The following is a 21,025-nucleotide window of genomic DNA, read 5'->3' on the forward strand; positions in this document are numbered from 1 at the left end:
TACATAGTTTCTGAACCACGGGCAGAGAACCTCACGTTCTTTGCCCGTGTTTTTTTTGCGCAGCCGCTACCGTATGCGCGGTGCCTCTTCCACTTTGGCGCCACGTTCGTGAATGATGAGCTTTGAGACCTGTTTATTCTCTTCAACAAATTCGAACTGCAGATCGCGGTTGCGGAGGAAAAACAGCGTAGCCGTTTCGGGGTAAGCAATGACCTGAAAATTCACCGCCGTGATCTTTAGACCTTTTTCTTCCTGGGTCACGCGCAACGCACCGGCGGTAGGAGAGTTGTACGTTCCGCTGAGCCGCTTGAGCCGCGAAGCGGGCAAGGTCACGACCTTCGCCCTGGAAACAAATTCCGCCGGTTTATGATCGTAGCTCAGCACGCGCGCCATCTTCCACGCGCCACCGTTGTTGAGCCACAAGTGACTGAACCGCGCATGGCCATCCAGATATTCTTTCTTGCCGGGCTCCCGTACATAAAAGACATGCTCGCCTTCGAGGATGGCGGCGTACAGCTGGCCGTTGTTATACATCGGAAAGAACGTGACGGTGCCTTGCACCGGTTCGCGTCGCAGCTGCCAGCGGTCCGTATTGCCGCACAGCCCCGTGCGGGTCGATTCGTCAAACTTCTGTAGCCCCAGCGTGGGGCCGCCTTTGTCGTGGTAAAATTCCATGTCGTCGGCAAAGAAGAGCTTCATGCTGTCGGCATGGCAGGTATTATAGGCGTGCCAGAAAAGGCTGTCGCGGTGGAGGATTGTTGCTTGCAGTGCAGCGGCATCGTTGCGCTGATCGGGTTGCGCGGCAACGGGCGTTGACAGTGTACAGCAGGCGAGAGCGATGGTGAGGATACTAACAAAATGTAATTTCATAAGAACATTGTTTTAAGGGAGACGTGCTACGATATCTACTATGATGCCAGGCGTACGAACTGCGTTACACGCATAAAAAGGCAGGTTGCTTCCCAAAAATTGTTCACCCTTGAACAAACGGCGCGCAGATGTGAACAACGCCCGGCTTGTCTTTTCACCGGTCACACATCGCGCACACGGGTGGAGCAGGTGACCGCATCCGGACGATATTGTTCAGTTATGATCGTAACAGAGTAATCGATAGGGGGAATTTTTTCCTATTGGCAGGTATTTATAGAATGGCACTGGTTTAGTGGCCAGCCTTGATTATTTTCGTAACGTATGCTTCGTAACTATATCATTCTTGCCTGGCGCAACATCCTGCGCAGCAAGGTTTACTCGTTGATCAATATCTCAGGACTTTCCCTGGGGATAACCTGTTGTCTGCTCCTGGCATTGTACATCCAGGATGAAATGGGCTATGATAAGCATCATACGCGGCTGGACGACCTTTACCGTATCTATACGCACTTCGAAACGGACTTCGGTTTTGGTCAACCCAATATCACAGGCATTTCCCCACCCATTCTTCCGGCCGTACGGGCCGAAGTGCCCGAGATCGAGGCGGCTGCCCGGTATGTTGGCGGTCGCTCACAAAACCTGATCACGTATGGTGACAACGTCTTTTACGAATCCGACGGCGTCATAGCCGACTCGTCGTTGTTTGACGTGCTCACGTATGAATTCATCGAGGGCAATCCCCGCCGTGCGTTGGTCGAAGCAAACACGGTTGTCATCACAGACCGGCTTGCGCATAAGCTGTTCAATAAGGAATCGGCACTCAACAAGCTCATCGAAATCAACCAGCAGGGTTTATCGGTAGTCTTTAAGGTCACGGGGGTCATTAAAGATCAAAAGAAGACGTTCGATCACATCAACTTTGCCACGTCGATGACCAGCGATGGCTTCGCCAAAGAACTGCGGTCCGAATATATGATGAACCAATGGGCCGGCGAGAATTTCTTTACCGGTGTTGTGAGGCTGGCGCCCGGTGTTGATATAAAGACGGTGGAAGCAAAGATGGACCAGGTTCTGATAAAATATGGTTCGGAGAGTCTGAAGGCGCTGGGCTTTCAAAAATCCCTGCACCTCGAGCCGGTAAAGGATGTATACTTACGTTCCGACATCGGTCAAAGTGCCCGTATCAAGTATATCTATGTCATTGCGTCTATTGCCACTTTTATACTGATGCTGGCATGCATCAATTTTATGAACCTGTCCACCGCACGTGCCGGCAAGCGTGCCGCCGAGATCGGTATCCGTAAGGTAATGGGTGCATTCCGAAGCACGCTGATACGGCACATTCTGGGAGAAGCCATGGTTATTGTATTGCTGGCCATCGCCATCAGCATGGTGCTCGTACAGGTGTGCCTGCCGTACTTTAACTACCTCACCAATAAAACCATTTCGTTTGACACCGGTAACGCCGGCTACTTTGCCTTGGCATTGCTGGTGCTGGCGGTCCTCACGGGTTTGCTGGCGGGCAGCTATCCGGCATTTTACCTATCATCATTCCAGCCCGCAGAAGTGCTGAAAGGCAAGTTTACGTTGAGCAATGCGTCGGGCCTGCTGCGGCGATCGCTGGTGGTTTTCCAGTTCGTCATTGCGATTACCCTGGTGTCGGGCATGATTATCATTTCGCGCCAGCTCAATTTTATGCAGCACAAAAACCTCGGCTTCGATGCCAACGCTAAAATCGTTTTGCCGCTACGCACCGCCGAGGCGCGCGATCGTTACGAAGGCCTGCGGAATGAGCTGCAGAAGTATGAAGCCGTCGAGATGGTGTCGGGCGCGCGCTTCGCGCCGGGAACCCGGGTCTTTGGCGATATGATATTCTATTCGGAAGGGGGGTCGATGGAGACCGGCAGAACCAATTTTCGCAACGAGGTGGACCAGGGGTATGTCGAGCTGTTGGGGATCCCGATGCTGGCCGGGCGTACCTTCACCAGCAATCGTCCGATGGAAAGCCAGAATAAGATCATCGTCAACCGGGCGTCGGCCAAACAGTATGGCTACGAGCCGGAAGAGATGGTGGGTAAGAATATTTACTTCGATTGGGAAAATAAGAAACATACCTTCGAAGTGATCGGCGTGATGGAAGACTACCATCACATCTCGGTCAGAGAGGAAATCAAACCGCTCATACTGGTCATGCCCGATACGATCAACGAATACGAAGTGATGATCGCCAGCCTGCGTCCGGGCGGCAACTTTGAAAAGGCCGTGGCCGGGGTCGAAAAGATCTGGAAAGCGCAGGTCGACAACACCCCGTTTGAGTATTCCTTCCTCGATGAGAACGTTCAGAAGCAATACGACGAAGACCGTCGCGTGTCGCGCATCATCACCGCGTTTACCTGCATGGCCGTGTTGATCTCCTGCCTGGGCTTGTACGGTCTCTCTACCTACATGGCCGAACGGCGCTTTAAAGAGATCGGCGTGCGCAAGGTCATGGGCGCCAGCGTCCAGCAGATCGTCACGCTCATGTCGTCGGAGTTCGTCAAGCTGGTATTGGTGGCGTTGGCCCTGTCGGTGCCGCTGTCGTGGTACCTCATGGACCTGTGGTTGCAGGGATTTGCTTACCGGGTTTCCATTGACGTGCTTATATTTGTTTACGCCGGAGGCATTGCGTTGATCATTGCCCTGGTCACCGTAAGTTTCGAGTCGCTCAAGGCGGCCTCCGCCAACCCGTTGACGGCCTTGCGTGCGGAATAACATAGAGTAGCAACCCAAATCCTAATCATGAAAATAAACATCCTGGCGGGTGCATTGGCACTCGCCTGCGCCGGCTGCACGCCGGCCCACCAACCCGAGTCCCAGACTTCGAAGAACGTCGCCATGGGCACCTGGCAACTGGTGGCCAAGACGACGTACATCGGCGACACCGTCAGACACGACAAGATCGCCGGTACCCGGACCATCAAGATCATCAACGACACCCACTTCGCCTTTCTCACCCACGAGGCACCCATCCCCGGCGACACGACCAGGCCTGCGCCGGTGTTCGTGGCCGGTGGCGGCACCTACACCTTGCGCGACAGCGTCTACACGGAAGTGTTAGAATATTGCAACTTCCGCGAGTGGGAAAACCACGAGTTCACGTTCACCCTGAAAGTAAAAGGCGACAGCCTCATCCAGTCGGGTGAAGAGAAAGTGGAGGCTGCCAACATCAGCCAGACCATCGTCGAGCGCTATATCCGGGTTAAATGATATCATGTGCCGGTTCAGCGCTCATGGCGCGCCGGCACAAACAGCCTTGTCTTTTCCTAACGCCCGGGCGGCGTCGCAATAAGATGACAAGTTGATAATGGTCGGGGCAGAAGTTTTGTCGATGACGACAGACTCCTTCCCAACAGGATGGTTCGATTCAGCAGAAGTATTGATGACAAGCTCATGCGTAACAGTCCGGCTGAAGAGCTTTTTATTAAACAGCTTGCGAAATACGTCGTATGAAATCGTTACGTATAAATATTTCAGGTTGTGCCGGGTTAAATTTTGGTTATACAAAATTTTGCCATGTACATCGTAAACCGGTAAAGCAACGTGTCGCTTAGACTATGTTGGTTTTGGCCCCAGCTGTATCGGAAGTCAACTGCTTCAACAGCATTGCTGCGATCGTTGATTAAAATGTTCACTTCGGCCAGCTTGTCTTTCCGAACGCCGGAGATTCCCACGTAATGTTCCGCGCGCTTTGCGTCGTAGTTATAGCTGAAATTCCATTCATCGGTTACCGCGGGATTCATCACTCCGGAGGTGGATCGGATCAGATCGAAGTACAGAATGCTTTCAACGCTGTCGAAGTAATGGTAGTATCGCGGCGTAGCGACGGTGTTATCTTCGTAGATGACCCGTTTGACATCTTTTCCAAAATTGTTTTCTCGAATCACCAGATTTTGCTCGAGCAACGATTGATATACGTCATTCTCTGCCGTGCTTTGCCAGTAACATGCCGTATTTAGAAAAGAAATATCGAGATAGTTCTTTTGAAAGTGGCTGATGGATCGCTTGAAGAATTCGCCGGCCGACAGGTCGCGGATAACGACCGGCGGTAATGCCGTCGTTTGTGGCGTTAAGAAAATAGGTTCATGTTCCGCAAACCCGCGCGGTGTCAGCACGATCGCACGCGGATCGTAACCAATGGAGGAAATATGAAGTGTATCCCCTATGGATTCAGTCGGCAATGATAGGGCGAACGCTCCCTGAAGATCGCTCACGGTACCATGGAAAAGATGGGTAGCGTGACGTTTTACATAGACGTGCGCATAGGGAACGGGTGCTTTTGCACCGTCTTCCAATATAACACCCCGGAACATGCGTGCTGTGCCCTGACCCGATGCGCCGAGGCCGGCCAGGCAACCGGCCAAAGAGATCAATAGCGTTTTCAGGTCCATAAGCGTGTATAATCCAGGATGCCCGCGCTGACAAAATAGTTTTTTGCACGGTCGGGGTCAGAAGCTTTTTCTACAATTTTATTTGGTAAAACCCCTTTTCATAAAAGAGCCTTTGGAAGTGTACACGGGCTGGTAACGATTGCGTAATTTGGTGCATAAACCACAAGATCTATGTACTATTACCGATTGGGCAATATTCCTCCCAAGCGTCACACGCAATTCCGGCAACCCGATGGCAGCCTGTATAAGGAGGAGTTGGTAAGCTCCGAAGGTTTCTCCGGCATTTACTCCAACCTGTACCATACCTACCCGCCCACCCGCATCAAGGCCGTGAAAGATCCGGTTAAATACGGGCCGACCCGTATCGACGACTACGCCCTGCGGCAGACCCACCTCAACACCTCCAAAGTGGCCACCACCGGCGACGACTACCTGAGCGCCCGCAAGGTACTGCTCACCAATACAGACTGCTCAATCTCCATTTGTTCACCGCGCCAGCGCAAGACGGACTACTTTTATAAAAACGCCGAAGGCGACGAGGTGCTCTATGTACACGACGGGAAAGGCACGCTCATTTCCCCCTTCGGCAAGCTCGACATCCGGCAGGGCGATTACATTGTTATACCCCGCACCGTCATCTATAAGCTCGAGTTTGAAGAAGGTCCGTTGCGGTTGCTGATCATCGAGTCATCGTCGCCTGTAGAGACCGTCAAGCGTTATCGCAACCAGCTGGGACAGCTTATGGAGCACTCGCCCTATTGCGAGCGGGACATCCGTCCCCCGCACGAGCTGATCACCGAGACGCGCCCCGGCGAGTATTTGCTGCAGATCAAAAAGCAGGGATACCTGCATCAGTATGTATATGACTACAGCCCCCTGGACCTGGTGGGATGGGACGGCTTCCTCTGGCCCTATGCCTTCTCGATCCATGACTTCGAGCCCATCACGGGCCGCATACACCAACCGCCGCCGGTGCACCAGACATTCCAGGCGCACAATTTTGTGATCTGTTCGTTTGTGCCGCGCTTGTTTGACTACCACCCGCAAGCTATACCGGCGCCATACAACCACAGCAATATCGATTCCGACGAAGTATTGTATTATGCAGAAGGCAACTTCATGAGTCGTCGCGGCATTGAGCGCGGGTCGTTTACACTTCACCCGGGAGGATTGCCGCACGGGCCGCACCCCGGCACGGTAGAGAAAAGCATTGGTGCCAAAGAGACGCACGAGCTGGCCGTAATGATCGACACATTCAGGCCCTTATTCCTCACAAGTGATTCGCTGGAATTCCTCGATGCCAACTACCCCATGAGCTGGACAGACCCCGCCCCGGGATCCTTTCATGAGGTAAATACGCCGTAATAACCGGTAGTTTTGTTGATTCAACGGGTACGGGCGATGAGCGATTTGTTTCCTTTTCGTCCGAAATATTACTACTGTGTTATATACGCCAGGTTGCCTAAACACAGGGCATATGATTTGCGTTTATTGTAGTGTCAAACAACCACTACATGTATGACAAACTTTGATCAGAAACACCAGATCCTGGCGTCGTTAGATACGCTGGACCAGGAACAGACCCAGCAGGTTATGGCATACATCAAGAGCCTGACCTACCAGTCTGCGGAAGAAGTGTCGTATCAGAAATTCAAACGTGAAGCCATGAAGGAGATCCGCCAGGCATTGGGGGGCTCCCGCAAGCTGCGCCCGTATTTCTAAGCGCTACTGACCCCGCCACATAAACACCGGGATCATCGCCATCCCGGCAGGGAATCATATCCCGTCTGAAACGCTGGCCCCAGAGACTGGCAAGAGCCTTCGTCGCCCTTCATAAACCGACCTTACGGGAATCCCCTAATTAAACTTCACATAATGTTCCCACTTGTCGAGCACATCGACGAAGTCTTGCGGTAGCGGCGACTCGAATCGCATAACCTGTTTTGTTACCGGATGCTCAAAACCCAGCGTCCGGGCATGCAGCGCCTGTCGCGGCATCAGCTTAAAACAGTTGTCTACAAATTGTTTGTATTTGCTAAAGGTAGTGCCTTTCAACACCTGGTCGCCGCCATAGGTAGCATCGTTAAAGAGCGGATGTCCTAAATATTTCATGTGCGCGCGGATCTGGTGCGTGCGGCCAGTTTCCAGTTTGCATTCCACCAGCGAAACATAACGCAGGTCTTTTAACAGGTTGTAATGGGTGATCGCATGGCGGCCCATCGTACCGTCGGGAAAGGCGGCGGTCACGCGCCGGTCTTTTAAGCTGCGGCCCACGTTTACATTGATGGTGCCCGCCGGCGGTTCCGGCACACCCCATACCAGGGCGTTGTAGGTGCGCTCGATGGTGTGGTGAAAAAATTGCCGTGCGAGCCCGGTGAGCGTCACTTCGTCTTTGGCAATGACCAGCAGCCCGGAAGTATCCTTGTCGATGCGGTGCACCAGGCCGGGGCGCCCGTCGTTGCCCTTCATTTCGGGCAGGTTCTGGAAGTGATATACCAGGGCGTTCACCAACGTGCCGCTCCAGTTCTGGTAGGCGGGGTGCACCACCATGCCCGCAGGCTTGTCGACGATCAACAGGTGCGCATCCTCAAAGACAATGTTCAGGGGAATGTTCTCGGGCACAACCTCCGTATCGCGTGGTGGCTCCGGAAAAGAAACGGTAATGACATCGTTTGGATGCACCTTGTAATTGGGTTTCACATCCTTGTCATTTACCTTCACAAAGCCGTCGTGGATACCATTTTGTACCCTTGTACGTGTCGTATTGGCTATTCTGGCCAGTAGGAATTTGTCAATGCGCAGCAGCGCCTGCTTGCGGTCGGCCACAAACCGATAGTGCTCAAAAAGGGAATCGTCATCTTCCTGCTCCTGCCCACCGGGGAGAACATCGTCTTCTTCGATCATAATCGCTGCAAAGGTAATGAAAGCATTGTAACGCAGCCTCCTCACCGGCTACCGGGCGGCATGCATGGGCATACTTTTTAAGGAAATACATATAGATTTGAAACCTTACCGGTCATTGGCTTGTTCCATTTAAACCACCTAATGTAAAGTATGGTCTTTGCAGAAGACATCCGGAAAACGATCCTGAAGCTCGCCGAGGAGCGGAGTGGGAAAGGCACATTTGATGTAACCGAAGTAGCCCGTGCCATTGATCAGCAGAACTGGCGTATGCTCATCGACCAGGTCAAGCTCGTAGCCGCCATGCTCGTGCGCGAAGGAAAGATCAGTGCGACCCCGTCAGACGCCGCCGCTTACACGGCACCCGCCAAGCGCCCGGGGAAGCCTGGCCCCAAATCGTAACTTCCCTTTACCTTTTGCTAAAAAAACATTTCTTTACCTGCGTGAAATTTCTTTCTTCACGTAGCGAAAACAATCTGTATGAAGAAAATCGCTTTGCTCTCGGTGCTGCTCGTATTGCTGTCGTGTTTCTCGAAACATACGCCTCCCGGGCCGTCGGATGCTTTTCAACCCGCTCGCAGAGTTGCGACACTGACCGACAAAACGCTCGATGAAGTATCCGGCATCACGGCCAGCATCGCCAACCCCGGCTACCTGTGGGCACACAACGACAGCAACTCCGGTCCCGAAGTATTTCTGCTTGATACCGCCCTCCACGTGCGCCTTACCTGCGTACTCAAGGACATCGAAAACCGCGATTGGGAGGACATTGCCGTAGGCCCCGGCCCCGATCCCACGAAGAATTATGTCTACGTAGGCGAGATCGGCGACAACCAGGCCAAGTATACCTACAAATATATCTACCGGTTTGAAGAACCGGTACTCGCCTTAGGGCAGACGCGGGTGGAAATAACCGACTTCACGACACTGTGTTTCCGGCTGGAAGACAAAAAGAAAGACACGGAGACGCTGATGATCGATCCCGCCACCAAAGACCTCTACGTCATTACCAAACGCGAAGAGCCTGTGCACGTATACCAGTTGAAATACCCCTATGACGGCGGCGATACACTGGTGGCGCGCAATGTAGCAGCCCTGCCGTTGACGCAGCTGGTGTCCGGCGACATCCTGACGGCCGGCGGCGAGATCCTACTGAAGAACTATAAGAAGATATACTATTGGCCCAACGAGGCCCACCTGCCGCCGGTATCGGCCCTGGCGGAGTTGCCGCAGGAAATACCGTACGAGGAAGAGCCGCAGGGCGAAGCCATCGCCTGGCGTCGCGACGGCGGCGGATTTTATACGCTGAGTGAAACGAAAGGCAAGAAAAAAACGTACCTGTATTTCTACGCGCGCAAATAAACCCTCTTACCTTCCGGCATGAAAAAGCTTCTGCTCCTGCTGTTGTTAGGCAGTCCCTGGCTGACCCTAGCACAAATCCACAGCTTTTACGACACCACTTTCTTTTTACCGGGCCAACGGCTGGCAGAGTCCAAGGCCCCCAAGCTGCAGGAGATTTCCGGCATTGCTGCGAGTATACGCAACCCCGGCTACCTGTGGGGGCTCAACGACAGTGGCAACCCCGCCGAAGTATTGCTCATGAACGACAGTCTTGCCATCAAGCTCGTCGTGGGCTTTGGGAAACGGCTGGTCAACCGCGATTGGGAAGATATCGCCGTCGGTCCCGGTCCGAAACCCGGCAAGTCCTATGTCTACGTAGCCGAGATCGGCGACAACCTTCAGCTGTTTCCCTACAAGGTCATCTATCGCTTTGAAGAACCGTCGCTGGCCGACGCCAACAAATATGGTCAGCTGGTCGTAAGCGATGTGACCCGCATCGTCTTCCGGTTGGCCGATGGCGTAAAGGATGCGGAGACGTTGTTGCTCGACCCCAGTACAAAGAACCTGTACGTCGTCTCCAAACGCGAGAACCCCGTGCACATCTATGCATTAAAATATCCGTACGACAACGCCGATACGCTGGTAGCACCCATCGTAGCCGAGCTGCCCTTGACATTGATCGCCGGCGGTGACATGCGACCCGACGGGTCCGTGGTATTAAAAAATTACCGGCGTGTATTCTATTGGGATAACCCCACCCATAAGCCGTTGGAAGAATTGTTGAAGCAGGAACCATCCATCATTCCCTATGAAGAGGAACCGCAGGGCGAAGCCATGACCTGGCGACGCGACGGATCAGGCTTTTATACGCTCAGCGAGCGTAACCCCGGCAAGAAGACCTACCTGTACTTTTACAAGCGTCGGGACGGCAAACCGGCTAAATAGTTTTGGCTTTCCACTTGCCTGAGCGGATGTAGAAGAAGGCCATGCTGAACATCGACAGCCAGTATACCCACTCCGAACCCCAGCCCCAGGTAATGGGCAGGTTGAGATATTCCAGCACGATGTATACGTAGCCGCAGTAGATCACGATCGTAATGAACTCGATGCGCAGGTTCACCACCGTGTTGCCAGTACCGGTCACGGCATTCAGCCACACAGTACCGACCGACATGAGCAACAAGGCGACCGATACAATGCGTACCACCGGGATGGCCTCCCGTATAAAATCATCACCTTGCCCATAGAATGAGAGGAACCACTGCGGCGCCACGTTCAGACAGACAAAGATCAGCAGCGAAATGAAAAAGCTGATGCCCGAAACACGTTTGATCAGCGGCACCACCTCGGGCGTTCTTCCCTGCCCGATGATATTGCTCACCATGGTGTTGGTGGTCGAGGCAAACGCCCACGAGAAGATACCGAACAGCCCGAAGATGTTGCGCATGGTATTCGAGATCGCCAGGGCACGTGCGCCGTGGTGCTCGATGAGCAGGTAAAAATATTCCCAGCTGGCAATGCTGATGGCATATTGCAAGATCAGCGGCAGCGACTGTACCAGAATAAGCTTTGTCACCGACCAGTTGGCCGACGTATCGTCAAAGAATGCGAACGACCGGTGTAAACCCTTCAGCCGGATAACGGCATAGATCACCAGCAGCCCCGTGCCTTCGGCGATGATGGACGCATAGGCGGCACCATTGAACCCCAGCGCCGGAAAGCCGAGGTTGCCATAGATCAGGGTATAGTCAAGAAAGATATTCACGACCGCTTCGCTCAACGTACCCCACACCAGGAACCGCGTTTGGTTGGTGCCCACCAGCAAAGCGTTACGCATGACATACAGATATAATAAAGGCAGGCCCCAGATGCGGATCAGCAGGAAGTCGATCACCTGTTCGGCGATGGCCGGGTTGTGGATCACCGCCCGCATGACCACAGGCGCCAGCAGGTACGTGGTCAGAATGCCGAGGGCGGCAATGCCCAAGGCGATCCACACACCGTGCAGGAACAGCCGGCCTATTTCGTGCGGCAGGTTTTGACCCGCCCGCCGGGCAATAAGAGCTTGCAGCCCGTTGTTCAATCCACTGCCGATCACCGCAAAGATCAGGTAATACACGCCCGTGATGCCCGCACTGGCTAATTCTTGTTCACCCAGGCCGCTGAGGAAGATGTTGTTGGTAATGAAATTGATCTGTGGCACCAACATCGAAAGCGTAATGGGCAGCGCCATGCCCAAAATAGACCGATAACCTGTTTCTAACTTCAATTCCATACGCCCGCAAAGATTAGCAATGTGTCTTTCATACGGGTATACTGGACGAAAGTTTTTGTGAAATGAGTTGCCGTATCGCTTATCGGCGCATCGCCATACGATGTTATCGATCCAGCCGGCGCGTCAGATCTGCCGGTCGGCAGAGCATGTAGCCGGCGCCGAGGCTGAACGAAAGTATAACAGCAGTGACGACGAGGGTGCGAAGGAGCCCCATAAGCATGGGGGTGGCCGTTGTCTTCCCGGGGTTTTTGTTTTGAAACGAAACCTCAACTTCCTTTCTTCGTTGTTTAGCTTTCAAACATCCCACTCTATGAGATCAAAGATTTTACTGGTAGGGCTGGTAGGCGCGGCATGGCTGGCGTCGACCATGCCGGTACGCGCGCAAGGGCTTATGAACAAGCTTAAGCAGAAGGCCGAGCAAGCGGCTGAGAAAGCGCTGGATAAAAAAGCACAAGAGAAAACGGGTGTGAACACCGGGAGCTCGTCGGACACACAAAGCACGAGTTCGTCCGGCAACAGCGCGGGCAACCCTGCCAACAAAGGCGGTGGCGGCCTGGTCACAACCCCCCCCGATGTAAAAGCAAATCTCGCCGACGCCGAAACGGCCTTCAAGGCCACCAGCTATGGCGAAGCACGGTATGCAGTACAGCAAGCCATGCTCGGTGTGGAGATGGAGATCGGTAACAAAGTGTTGTTATCACTGCCCGAGACCGTCAGCGGTCTTCCGTTCCAAAAGCCATCCGACAAAGTTACCTCCACCGGGTGGGGTTGGGTAGGACTCACCATCGAACGCGAATACCTCAAGGACGACAAACAACTGCGCACGCTCATCGCCAACAACTCGGCGTGGATGTCGGCGATCAACCTCTACCTGGCCAACGGTGGCTATGCGCAAACGACCGGCGGTGAACAGAACTGGAAACAAACCAAAGTAAAAGGCCACCGCGCCGTGATCGAATACGACGAGTCCACCGGCTACAAGCTCAGCGTACCGCTGGGACAAACCTCCCTCATCGTATGGGAAGCTGTCAACTTCGCTACCGAGCAGGAAGTCATGACCGCCGCCAATACGTTCGACATCGACGGTCTCATCAAGACCCTGGGCGAACAATAATCCGTTCATTCACCCTCTTAACAACGATCATCATGAAGAAATTATCCATATTGATTGCCGCGTTACTGCCCTTCGTGGCCGGCGCGCAAGATTTTAACCAAGACCTGGCTTCGGCACGCACCGCCTATGACGCCGGCAAGCTAGAAGACGCCCGCTTCGCCATGCAGCAAATGCTGAACGACATCGACGTGCTGGTAGGAAAGGAGATCATCAAAATATTACCGGCCAAGATGGATGCCCTCGCATCCAATCCGAAAGAAGATCAGGTCACGGCCAATACCGGTATTGCCGGCGCGCAGGTACAGCGCACGTATGGCACCGGCACAAAAAATGCAACAGTCGACATCATGAGCAATTCGCCGCTTATCGGTTCCGTTAATGCCATTTTATCCATACCATTCATCGGAAATTCAGGCGACGGAACACAGAAAGTCGTGAAGGTGCAGGGGTATAAAGGCGTCTTGCAAAAGAGCGTAGACACCGAAACGAACAAAGAGAGCTTTACGCTGCAGGTGCCGCTGAGCTCGGCGTTGCTGACCTTCACCGTAAACGAAAGCAGCGAAGCCGATGTGCTGCGGCTGGCCAATACCATTCCCGTGACACAGATCGCCAAAATGGTGCAGTAAGATATAAGATATACTCAGACGCGTAGCGACAAGGAATAGCCCGTCCGAAGAAAGGAGCCTCCGACACTGGAGCTCCTTTTTTATTGGTCATCAGTTCAGGCGTAGCTCGGCCTTCATGCCGCGCAACTGGTTTAACAGCGCCTGCTGCCAGGTAACATCGGCATCCCACTTGGTGCCCAGGAAGACGTTACCCGAGTCGATGTGCTTGAAATAGACCTTATAGACGACCTGTTCCGAGGGAATGGTCTTCAGCTCCTGCTGCGGTCCCGGGTAGGTTACCGAGGCCAACGCCGTCTCTCCCGGCTTTACCTCGTAGCCCATCAGTTGTTTGGCTACACTGCCACGGGTACGCACGATGCAAAGCACATACAGTGAGCCTTGCTTGCGCAGGTCCTTTTCGGGCACGCCGGGCTCTGTCATTTTATACTTAAGGGTATAATTGTCTTTAAAGATCTGTTCGAGTTCTTTATCCAGTGCCTCGTCGCCGAACTTCGGCACGGCCAGCGGGTCTACTTTCAGGTCGATCGCAAAGAACTCGTTGCGTTTGCCGAGAATGGGATTTATCGTCAGGCCTGTCTCCGGTTGGTCGTTGATCAGCAGGTTTAATTTCTTCAGCCCGCTGGCGCTGGTGCGGTACATCGTCTTCAGGGCCTCCGTAAATATAGGGTTGCTTGCCGACCATGCAGATTGTTTGGGATCAAGCACGGTTTCCTTGCCGTTGAATACCGTGATCGTGATACGATACCCCGTGTCACCTTTCTCGATAAAGACCAGGTTGGAAAACTCGCGCTTGAGCAGGTAGTCGCCATAGGCGCGGGTAATGTCGTGGCTGGCCATCAGCCCGTCGAGGTCGAAATACGCCACGGCGTCGACACCCGATCGCTGAAAATACTCTTGTGCTGTGAGCAGCTCTTTTTCGGTGAGGGTATAATCATAAAAGACCGCGGTGCGTGTCGACAACAGCTTCTCGGGCATCGGGCCGGCGAGGTTCAGCAGGTCGATCCAATTGTCGGGTGCAAAATAACGCTGGGCAGCGGCTGGAAACAGGCCGGTAGACAAAACAAACAGGAGACACGCAGACAAAAAGCGCAGGTCCTTGGTCACAGGAGGCATCGGCAGCATGGGTTAAAAACGCAAATAGCGACGAATGTATTTTAAATACCAATAAAAAAACCGCTTTCATCCGTTTTAATCGGATAAGTTTCCAGGTCGCGACAGCTGGAATCCGTGGCACGACCGGTTTTTAGCTCAAACCGGTAGTTGTGCCAGGGGCAAATGATCTCCCCCACGTGGTTGACATGCCCCTTGCTGAGCGACTCATGGTTGTGGGTACAGGCGTCCTGAACCGCGTAAAAATCGTCGCCGTAGTGTACCAGCGCGATACGCCGGTCGTGTACCAGCAGCAGGCGTGGCTTGCCCGCCGGTAACTTTTCTTTCGCTTCGGTTACGCTTGAAAAGATTTTGATCCACTCCATGTTCTTTGTCGTTGGTTGCCAGACCGGGAATCAATATCTTGTCTCCCCCACACCCCGATCCTATGATGAAGATACGTCTTTGCAGTCTACTTTTGCTAACGCTCACCGCGGGCGCCATCGCCCAGGTAAATCCCAAACTGCAGGCCAGGCTTGAACAACAAGCCCGCCAGCTCGAACCCACCGTCATCACGTGGCGCCGCCACCTGCACCAATACCCCGAGCTCTCCAACCGCGAAGTAAAGACCGCCGCCTATGTCGCCGAACACCTGCGCAAGCTTGGCCTGGACGTACAGACCGGTATAGCACACACCGGCGTGGTAGCATTGCTGCGCACCGGCAAGCCCGGTCCCGTCATCGCCCTGCGCGCCGACATGGATGCGCTGCCGGTGACCGAACGCAACAACCTGCCCTTTGCGTCCAAAGAGAAAGCCATCTTTAATGACCAGGAGACCGGTGTCATGCACGCGTGTGGCCACGACTCGCACGTAGCGATCCTCATGGCGGTAGCCGAGATCCTCAGCAAGAACAAGAGCGACCTCAAAGGTACCATCAAGTTTGTATTCCAACCCGCCGAAGAAGGGCCGCCGGCAGGCGAGGAGGGTGGCGCCGACCTCATGGTGCGCGAAGGCGTACTCGACAACCCCAAGGTAGATGTGATCTTCGGCCTGCACATCCAGGGCATTCGCAAGCTCGGCCAGATCGCCTATAAACCCGCTGGCATGATGGCCGCATCAGACTGGTTCACCATCAAGGTAAAAGGCAAGCAGTCACACGGCGCCGCGCCGTGGCTCGGTATAGATCCCATTGTCGTGTCGGCTCAGATCATCAGCGGCATTCAAACCATCGTGAGCCGCCAAACCCAGCTTACAAAAGAAGCTGTCGTGATCTCTGTCGGTATGATCCACGCCGGTGTACGTCAGAACATCATTCCCGAGACGGCCGAAATGAGCGGCACGATCCGCACGTTCGATCCCGCCATGCAACAGGAGATACACGAGAAGCTAAAACGTACCGCCACGCTCATTGCCGAAAGTGCCGGTGCCACGGCCGAAATAACGATCGATCGCAAGACACCGGTAACATTCAATGACCCTGTATTGACGGAAAAAGTGGTCGCCAGCCTCGTAAAGGCCGCGGGTGAAGAAAACGTCGCCCGCATCCCCGCCGATACCGGTGCCGAAGACTTTGCCTATTACCAACAGAAAGTGCCCGGCTTCTTTTTCTTTGTAGGTGCCTGCCCGCCCGATACCGATCCCGCCAAGGCCCCTTCGCATCATACTCCCGACTTCATGATGGACGAACGCGGCATGCTTACCGGCCTCAAAGCCATGCTCAACGTCACCGTCGACTATATGTATATGAAGTAAAAAAGCGCTGCAAGCAGAACAAGCGGCGTGAAAGCGCCCGCGGCGCCACGGTATTTACTTCCCCACATGCCATGTAAATTACTCTACAGCACAGTGCTCCTGCAAAGGTTTACGAGATCTATACTATACCACACATTGTGGAAAAATGTAGAATCAAAATCATTTCCTGAAAGAACATGTCAAATAACTTGACATTCTAGTGTCAACGAGACAATATTGCGCCGTGAAATAGGTTTGGAGTATAGATGGAAACTAAACCCCATTAACAATTTGATAACACGCAACAAAAAATGACCCGATCCCTAACCTCCCTGTGTCGCTATATAGTTCTGCTGGCCTGTCTGACAATTTCCTTCGGAGCGTTCGCTCAACATGAGTATCGCGCGAAGGTGTATCAACATACATCGTGGCGCCGCTCCGTATACCAGCAAGAGGGTGTAAATAATAGCAGGGATGTAAGCACGGGCACATTCTCGGTTGCGTTCAATATTATTTCGCTCAAAGGCAACTTCCATCACGAGCTTGAGATCTTTGTGCCGGAGATCAACCGTCCGGCAGGTCACATCCAGTTTGCGACGGACTACAATCTCAGCCACGCCAAGGCGATAAAAGATGTGGTGAGTGCATACTCCTTCCGCTACGAGATCAACCAGGACATTACCAACGTCACCAAACGGTTTGTATTGAATCTCGGCGCGGGCATCAATCCCTATCATGTCGAGATCGATCGCAAACCGGTAGACCCCAGCTATTACAACATTCACGTAAAATATACGGGGGCGACGATCAATCTCATTCCTCGCGTCAGCTGCAACTTGTCGGAGCGGCTTAGCCTCGAGCTGAGCATGCCGCTGCACATCATTGACTTTCGCAAAGAATCGCAGCGTATAGACAGTCCACTATTGCCCAGTGGCACGACTAGCACGAAACGTAAGTTCTTTGACGATATCTATACCGTCCGCTTTGGCCTGGCGTACGTGTTGTTTTAGTCCATAATCGCGACCACGCGGGCCGGTGCGGCGGAGGCACCTTTGATCTTCAGCGGAAAAAGCGCGACTTTAAAACCCTGGTACGGCAACGCATCGAGGTTGGTAAGCTGCTCTAAATGGCAGTATTCCTTATCACGACCCACCAGGTGCCCTTCCCAGAAGAGCTCTGCATTGCCGCTCTCCTTTGCCTTCTGCACCATATAACGCAGCGGCAGATCCCAGCCCCACTGGTCGATGCCCATCACGTTGATACCCTGATCGATTAGCCATGCCGTTGCTTGCGCGCTCATGCCGGTGCCCCGCTCAAAGAATTCTTTTGTGCCCATATACTTGTCGCGCCCTGTTTTGATCAGCACGATCAGCCCCGGTTTCAGCGACAGGTTGTTCTTCGAAAGGAATTGTTGTATATCTTCTACGGTGATAGCCTCGAAGTCGGCCTTGTGTTTCATGTCAATGACAATGCCGTCGCCATAGCACCATTCCAGCGGCACCTGATCGATCGTTTTGGCCGGCTTGCCTTCGCTGGTAGGCGCATAGTGCCACGGCGCATCGAGGTGCGTAGTGGCGTGTACGCCCATCTGCTGGATCGTGTCATCGGCCCACCCGATGAAGTTCTTCGGAAACAAACGGAACGGCAGACCCAGGTAACGGATCAGCCAACGCGCCTTGCGGTGCGGCTTGTGTTTGATCCTGACCTTCATAAAGAATGGATCGCCGGCGTTGTACTGGATGGTTTTGGAGAGATCGATAATTTTCATGGCGGCAATGTTACCTATAACGAGGGCTTTTCGGCAACTCTCCCGTGTCACTTTCTTTTTTCACCATGGCACCGCGTACCGCCGGGATCGATAGCACCAGGCTTGCCAGCACGATACCCAGGGCGGCGCCGGCACTGACATCGCGCGCTGTATGCACGCCCAGGGCCACGCGGGAGATGGCTACGAGCATCGCCCACGCCAACGGAAGTACGTGTAACCATCGATACCGTCTCCCGGCTAAGTGATAGATAAAAAAGGCGAGGATCGTTCCGAGCAGGAATGTATTAAAGGAATGGCCCGACGGAAAGGAGTATCCTACTTCGTCGATCCAGTGCGCGATCACGCGCGAATCCATATTCCGGAACGTAACCGTGTCGGGCAAGATCAGGTCTTCATAAAACTTCCTTCGCTCGGGTTCGGTCAGTAAGTAAAGCGAGTCCAGCCTGGCCGTAGACTTCGACTCGCGCAATATATAGGTATGGCTGGGCCGGTGTACGCGGATGAGCGTCTTGATCACGTTCTCGTTGAGGTAGGCAAACGATGCGAGCACGGCTCCCAGCGTTAGCACCGTCAGAAAGAATACCTTGGCCTTTTGTGTAAGCGAACGGAACGAACCGGCATATAAGATCGCCGCCAGCAGTACGATGATCGTCGTGCCGCGCTGGCCGCCCGACTCCGTCATCCAATACATGAATGTACACCACGCACTATCGCGTGAGCACGCGCTGAATGCCACGGGCAATACAAAGACAGTAAAAACCAGCAGCCCATAAAACGACAGGACTGCCGGTATGATCGGACGGAGTAGCCGCATGATACTAGTTACTTCAGCAACTCGCGCGAGATCACCATTTTCTGGATCTCGGTAGTGCCTTCATAGATCTGTGTGATCTTGGCGTCGCGCATGAGTCGTTCTACATGATATTCCTTTACATAGCCGTAGCCGCCGTGGATCTGTACGGCTTCCGTTGTCACCTCCTGAGCGATCTGCGAAGCAAACAGCTTGGCCATGGCGGCGGCCTTTACAAAATCCTGGCGTTGATCCTTGCGCCAGGCCGCCTGGTGCACCAGCAGGCGAGCGGCGTCGATCTTGGTGGCCATCTCGGCCAGCTTGAATTGAATAGCCTGGTGTTCTGACAGGTTCTTGCCAAACGCCTTGCGTTCTTTCGAATACGTTAAGGCAAGCTCGTACGCGCCGGCAGCAATGCCCAGCGCCTGCGAGGCAATGCCGATACGGCCCCCGTTGAGGGTCGTCATAGCAAAGCTGAAACCGAAGCCATCGTCGCCGATGCGGTTGGCCTTGGGCACCTTCACATCGGTGAACATCAGCGAGTGTGTGTCCGATCCGCGAATACCCATCTTATCTTCTTTCTTGCCTACGACAAAACCCGGCATGCCCTTCTCGACGATCAGCGCATTGATGCCTTTGTGTTTTTTTGCCGCGTCGGTCTGTGCAATGACAATGTATACACTTGCACTGTTGCCGTTGGTGATCCAGTTCTTGGTGCCGTTCAGCAAATAGTGATCGCCTTTGTCTTCGGCCGTCGTGCGCTGGCTGGTGGCGTCAGAACCCGCCTCCGGTTCGGAGAGGCAGAAGGCGCCGATGATCTCACCCGCCGCCAGACGCTTCAGGTATTTTTCCTTTTGTTCTTCGGTACCGTATTTTTCCAGGCCCCAGCAGACAAGGGAGTTATTGACGGACATACACACAGACACCGACGCATCTACTTTCGAGATCTCTTCCATGGCCAGCACATACGAGATGCTGTCCATGCCGCCGCCGTTGTATTTCGGGTCGACCATCATGCCCATAAAACCGAGCTCGCCCATTTTTTTGATCTGGTCCTTTGGAAACTTTTGTTCGGTGTCTCGTTCGATCACACCTGGTAGAAGCTCGTTCTGTGCAAAATCGCGTGCCGCCTGCTGTACCGCCAGGTGCTCTTCCGTAAGTTGAAAATTCATAGAATAATAGCGTATGGGTTAATGATAGAGAGGCAATATACTGTGCGTTTCTTTTTGTTTATAGGCAGCGCGCCGAAAAAAGAGAAGCCCGGGCGGAAGGCCCGGGCTTTGTGTGCTATAGTTGCGATAGACTTTTACTCGTCGCGCTGACCGAGGAACAGCATCACGTAGTAGAACAGGATTGTCAGCGCACCGATGGCAGCCACCACGTACGTCATGGCGGCCCATTTCAGCGCGTCTTTGGCCATACCGTATTCGTTGTTGTTTACAATGCCGCGGGCTTGCACCCACGCCAGGGCACGCTTGCTGGCATCAAATTCTACCGGCAGGGTGATCAGCGCAAACAACGCAAACACGCCGTAACACGCTATAATGATCAGCAGCGCCAGGTTCCAGGGAATTACGTGCGATGCAAAGATGGCACCGAACATCATCGCCATGAACAGAAAGTTGATGATTTTCGCGCTGACGTTCTGGATCGGCACCATGGCCGAACGAAACTCCAGCATGCTATACGCCCGTGCATGTTGCACAGCGTGACCGCATTCGTGCGCGGCTACGGCGGTTGCGGCGGCGTTGCGGCCGTGGTATACTCCTTCGCTCAGGTTTACCGTTTTGTTGGCCGGGTTATAGTGGTCCGTCAACTCACCTTCTACGCTGATGACCTGCACATCGTGAATGCCGTTATCGGCCAGCATCAGCCGGGCCACTTCGGCGCCCGTCAGGTCGCGGGTCAGATGCGTTTGTGAATATTTTGCAAACTTGCTTTTCATCCGGGCACTGACGATCATGCCGATCACCATGAAGAAAAGACCAATTACGAAAGCTCCCATGTGTATTTATTGATTTAAAAAGATTGTTTCAATTTTCTCGAAAGGCTAGGTGTCAAGGTTTGCGCCAAACCCTAAATACTGCCAATT

General features: G+C 53.6%; 21 protein-coding genes. 11 read left to right on the forward strand and 10 right to left on the reverse strand.

What is annotated here, in order from left to right; all coding sequences use genetic code 11:
- Positions 1-66: 66 nt before the first annotated feature.
- Positions 67-870 (reverse strand): nuclear transport factor 2 family protein, encoded by an 804-nt coding sequence (locus KK078_RS08695; protein ID WP_254089868.1) that lies wholly within the window; start codon positions 868-870, stop codon positions 67-69.
- Positions 871-1,191: 321 nt separating this feature from the next.
- On the opposite strand from KK078_RS08695, the gene KK078_RS08700 reads away from it, so the two are divergent.
- Positions 1,192-3,621 (forward strand): ABC transporter permease, encoded by a 2,430-nt coding sequence (locus tag KK078_RS08700; RefSeq protein ID WP_254089869.1) that lies wholly within the window; start codon positions 1,192-1,194, stop codon positions 3,619-3,621.
- A 27-nt stretch (positions 3,622-3,648) separates the two neighbouring features.
- Positions 3,649-4,116, forward strand: coding sequence for a hypothetical protein (locus KK078_RS08705; RefSeq protein ID WP_254089870.1), 468 nt, complete (start codon positions 3,649-3,651; stop codon positions 4,114-4,116).
- Positions 4,117-4,394: 278 nt separating this feature from the next.
- Here the strand turns inward: KK078_RS08705 and KK078_RS08710 are convergent, their stop codons facing one another.
- Positions 4,395-5,297 (reverse strand): carboxypeptidase-like regulatory domain-containing protein, encoded by a 903-nt coding sequence (locus tag KK078_RS08710; RefSeq protein WP_254089871.1) that lies wholly within the window; start codon positions 5,295-5,297, stop codon positions 4,395-4,397.
- A 171-nt stretch (positions 5,298-5,468) separates the two neighbouring features.
- Here KK078_RS08710 and KK078_RS08715 point away from each other — a divergent pair, with 171 nt between their 5' ends.
- Together KK078_RS08715 and KK078_RS08720 are read left to right on the forward strand one after the other, a co-directional pair.
- On the forward strand, positions 5,469-6,662 hold the full coding sequence (locus tag KK078_RS08715; RefSeq protein WP_254089872.1) for a homogentisate 1,2-dioxygenase: 1,194 nt from the start codon (positions 5,469-5,471) through the stop codon (positions 6,660-6,662).
- Between the two features lie 153 nt (positions 6,663-6,815).
- Positions 6,816-7,019 (forward strand): hypothetical protein, encoded by a 204-nt coding sequence (locus KK078_RS08720; protein ID WP_254089873.1) that lies wholly within the window; start codon positions 6,816-6,818, stop codon positions 7,017-7,019.
- A 135-nt stretch (positions 7,020-7,154) separates the two neighbouring features.
- Here KK078_RS08720 and KK078_RS08725 read toward each other — a convergent pair whose 3' ends face one another.
- Positions 7,155-8,201 carry an RluA family pseudouridine synthase gene (locus KK078_RS08725; protein WP_254089874.1) on the reverse strand — a complete coding sequence of 349 codons (1,047 nt, stop codon included), beginning with the start codon at positions 8,199-8,201 and terminating at the stop codon, positions 7,155-7,157.
- 150 nt (positions 8,202-8,351) lie between these two features.
- Between KK078_RS08725 and KK078_RS08730 the strand changes: the two genes are divergently transcribed.
- From KK078_RS08730 to KK078_RS08740, 3 genes are all read left to right on the forward strand, one after another.
- Positions 8,352-8,600 (forward strand): DUF3253 domain-containing protein, encoded by a 249-nt coding sequence (locus KK078_RS08730; protein ID WP_254089875.1) that lies wholly within the window; start codon positions 8,352-8,354, stop codon positions 8,598-8,600.
- Between the two features lie 78 nt (positions 8,601-8,678).
- On the forward strand, positions 8,679-9,560 hold the full coding sequence (locus KK078_RS08735; RefSeq protein WP_254089876.1) for a hypothetical protein: 882 nt from the start codon (positions 8,679-8,681) through the stop codon (positions 9,558-9,560).
- Between the two features lie 18 nt (positions 9,561-9,578).
- The gene (locus KK078_RS08740; RefSeq protein ID WP_254089877.1) at positions 9,579-10,484 is read left to right on the forward strand and encodes a hypothetical protein; all 906 of its coding nucleotides are present in this window, start codon (positions 9,579-9,581) and stop codon (positions 10,482-10,484) included.
- Here KK078_RS08740 and KK078_RS08745 read toward each other — a convergent pair.
- Complete coding sequence (locus tag KK078_RS08745; RefSeq protein WP_254089878.1) at positions 10,477-11,814, reverse strand: MATE family efflux transporter; 1,338 nt, start codon at positions 11,812-11,814, stop codon at positions 10,477-10,479. The genes KK078_RS08740 and KK078_RS08745 overlap by 8 nt on opposite strands.
- 310 nt (positions 11,815-12,124) lie before the next feature.
- On the opposite strand from KK078_RS08745, the gene KK078_RS08750 reads away from it, so the two are divergent.
- Positions 12,125-12,928: a hypothetical protein gene (locus KK078_RS08750; protein WP_254089879.1), complete on the forward strand. Its 804-nt coding sequence runs from the start codon at positions 12,125-12,127 to the stop codon at positions 12,926-12,928.
- 32 nt (positions 12,929-12,960) lie between these two features.
- The gene (locus KK078_RS08755; protein WP_254089880.1) at positions 12,961-13,554 is read left to right on the forward strand and encodes a hypothetical protein; all 594 of its coding nucleotides are present in this window, start codon (positions 12,961-12,963) and stop codon (positions 13,552-13,554) included.
- A 90-nt stretch (positions 13,555-13,644) separates the two neighbouring features.
- Here the strand turns inward: KK078_RS08755 and KK078_RS08760 are convergent, their stop codons facing one another.
- Both KK078_RS08760 and KK078_RS08765 read right to left on the reverse strand, forming a co-directional pair.
- The gene (locus KK078_RS08760) at positions 13,645-14,667 is read right to left on the reverse strand and encodes a hypothetical protein (protein ID WP_254089881.1); all 1,023 of its coding nucleotides are present in this window, start codon (positions 14,665-14,667) and stop codon (positions 13,645-13,647) included.
- A gap of 41 nt (positions 14,668-14,708) precedes the next feature.
- Positions 14,709-15,029: a Rieske (2Fe-2S) protein gene (locus KK078_RS08765; RefSeq protein ID WP_254089882.1), complete on the reverse strand. Its 321-nt coding sequence runs from the start codon at positions 15,027-15,029 to the stop codon at positions 14,709-14,711.
- Between the two features lie 62 nt (positions 15,030-15,091).
- Between KK078_RS08765 and KK078_RS08770 the strand changes: the two genes are divergently transcribed.
- Positions 15,092-16,396 carry an amidohydrolase gene (locus tag KK078_RS08770; RefSeq protein WP_254089883.1) on the forward strand — a complete coding sequence of 435 codons (1,305 nt, stop codon included), beginning with the start codon at positions 15,092-15,094 and terminating at the stop codon, positions 16,394-16,396.
- A 290-nt stretch (positions 16,397-16,686) separates the two neighbouring features.
- Positions 16,687-17,385 (forward strand): hypothetical protein, encoded by a 699-nt coding sequence (locus KK078_RS08775; protein WP_254089884.1) that lies wholly within the window; start codon positions 16,687-16,689, stop codon positions 17,383-17,385.
- Here the strand turns inward: KK078_RS08775 and KK078_RS08780 are convergent.
- The 4 genes from KK078_RS08780 to KK078_RS08795 form a co-directional block, all read right to left on the reverse strand.
- Positions 17,382-18,143, reverse strand: coding sequence for a cyclase family protein (locus KK078_RS08780; RefSeq protein ID WP_254089885.1), 762 nt, complete (start codon positions 18,141-18,143; stop codon positions 17,382-17,384). The genes KK078_RS08775 and KK078_RS08780 overlap by 4 nt on opposite strands.
- 10 nt (positions 18,144-18,153) lie before the next feature.
- Complete coding sequence (locus KK078_RS08785) at positions 18,154-18,957, reverse strand: phosphatase PAP2 family protein (RefSeq protein WP_254089886.1); 804 nt, start codon at positions 18,955-18,957, stop codon at positions 18,154-18,156.
- An 8-nt stretch (positions 18,958-18,965) separates the two neighbouring features.
- Positions 18,966-20,105 (reverse strand): acyl-CoA dehydrogenase, encoded by a 1,140-nt coding sequence (locus KK078_RS08790; RefSeq protein WP_254089887.1) that lies wholly within the window; start codon positions 20,103-20,105, stop codon positions 18,966-18,968.
- 134 nt (positions 20,106-20,239) lie between these two features.
- Positions 20,240-20,938 (reverse strand): zinc metallopeptidase, encoded by a 699-nt coding sequence (locus tag KK078_RS08795; RefSeq protein WP_254089888.1) that lies wholly within the window; start codon positions 20,936-20,938, stop codon positions 20,240-20,242.
- Positions 20,939-21,025: the final 87 nt, after the last annotated feature.

This window comes from Dawidia soli, assembly GCF_018598185.1.
GTDB lineage: Bacteria > Bacteroidota > Bacteroidia > Cytophagales > Cyclobacteriaceae > Ohtaekwangia > Ohtaekwangia soli.

Coding starts and splice junctions, on each gene's coding strand:
- KK078_RS08695 (WP_254089868.1), bottom strand. CDS start 870: ATGAAATTACATTTTGTTAGTATCCTCACCATCGCTCTCGCCTGCTGT.
- KK078_RS08700 (WP_254089869.1), top strand. CDS start 1,192: ATGCTTCGTAACTATATCATTCTTGCCTGGCGCAACATCCTGCGCAGC.
- KK078_RS08705 (WP_254089870.1), top strand. CDS start 3,649: ATGAAAATAAACATCCTGGCGGGTGCATTGGCACTCGCCTGCGCCGGC.
- KK078_RS08710 (WP_254089871.1), bottom strand. CDS start 5,297: ATGGACCTGAAAACGCTATTGATCTCTTTGGCCGGTTGCCTGGCCGGC.
- KK078_RS08715 (WP_254089872.1), top strand. CDS start 5,469: ATGTACTATTACCGATTGGGCAATATTCCTCCCAAGCGTCACACGCAA.
- KK078_RS08720 (WP_254089873.1), top strand. CDS start 6,816: ATGACAAACTTTGATCAGAAACACCAGATCCTGGCGTCGTTAGATACG.
- KK078_RS08725 (WP_254089874.1), bottom strand. CDS start 8,201: ATGATCGAAGAAGACGATGTTCTCCCCGGTGGGCAGGAGCAGGAAGAT.
- KK078_RS08730 (WP_254089875.1), top strand. CDS start 8,352: ATGGTCTTTGCAGAAGACATCCGGAAAACGATCCTGAAGCTCGCCGAG.
- KK078_RS08735 (WP_254089876.1), top strand. CDS start 8,679: ATGAAGAAAATCGCTTTGCTCTCGGTGCTGCTCGTATTGCTGTCGTGT.
- KK078_RS08740 (WP_254089877.1), top strand. CDS start 9,579: ATGAAAAAGCTTCTGCTCCTGCTGTTGTTAGGCAGTCCCTGGCTGACC.
- KK078_RS08745 (WP_254089878.1), bottom strand. CDS start 11,814: ATGGAATTGAAGTTAGAAACAGGTTATCGGTCTATTTTGGGCATGGCG.
- KK078_RS08750 (WP_254089879.1), top strand. CDS start 12,125: ATGAGATCAAAGATTTTACTGGTAGGGCTGGTAGGCGCGGCATGGCTG.
- KK078_RS08755 (WP_254089880.1), top strand. CDS start 12,961: ATGAAGAAATTATCCATATTGATTGCCGCGTTACTGCCCTTCGTGGCC.
- KK078_RS08760 (WP_254089881.1), bottom strand. CDS start 14,667: ATGCCTCCTGTGACCAAGGACCTGCGCTTTTTGTCTGCGTGTCTCCTG.
- KK078_RS08765 (WP_254089882.1), bottom strand. CDS start 15,029: ATGGAGTGGATCAAAATCTTTTCAAGCGTAACCGAAGCGAAAGAAAAG.
- KK078_RS08770 (WP_254089883.1), top strand. CDS start 15,092: ATGATGAAGATACGTCTTTGCAGTCTACTTTTGCTAACGCTCACCGCG.
- KK078_RS08775 (WP_254089884.1), top strand. CDS start 16,687: ATGACCCGATCCCTAACCTCCCTGTGTCGCTATATAGTTCTGCTGGCC.
- KK078_RS08780 (WP_254089885.1), bottom strand. CDS start 18,143: ATGAAAATTATCGATCTCTCCAAAACCATCCAGTACAACGCCGGCGAT.
- KK078_RS08785 (WP_254089886.1), bottom strand. CDS start 18,957: ATGCGGCTACTCCGTCCGATCATACCGGCAGTCCTGTCGTTTTATGGG.
- KK078_RS08790 (WP_254089887.1), bottom strand. CDS start 20,105: ATGAATTTTCAACTTACGGAAGAGCACCTGGCGGTACAGCAGGCGGCA.
- KK078_RS08795 (WP_254089888.1), bottom strand. CDS start 20,938: ATGGGAGCTTTCGTAATTGGTCTTTTCTTCATGGTGATCGGCATGATC.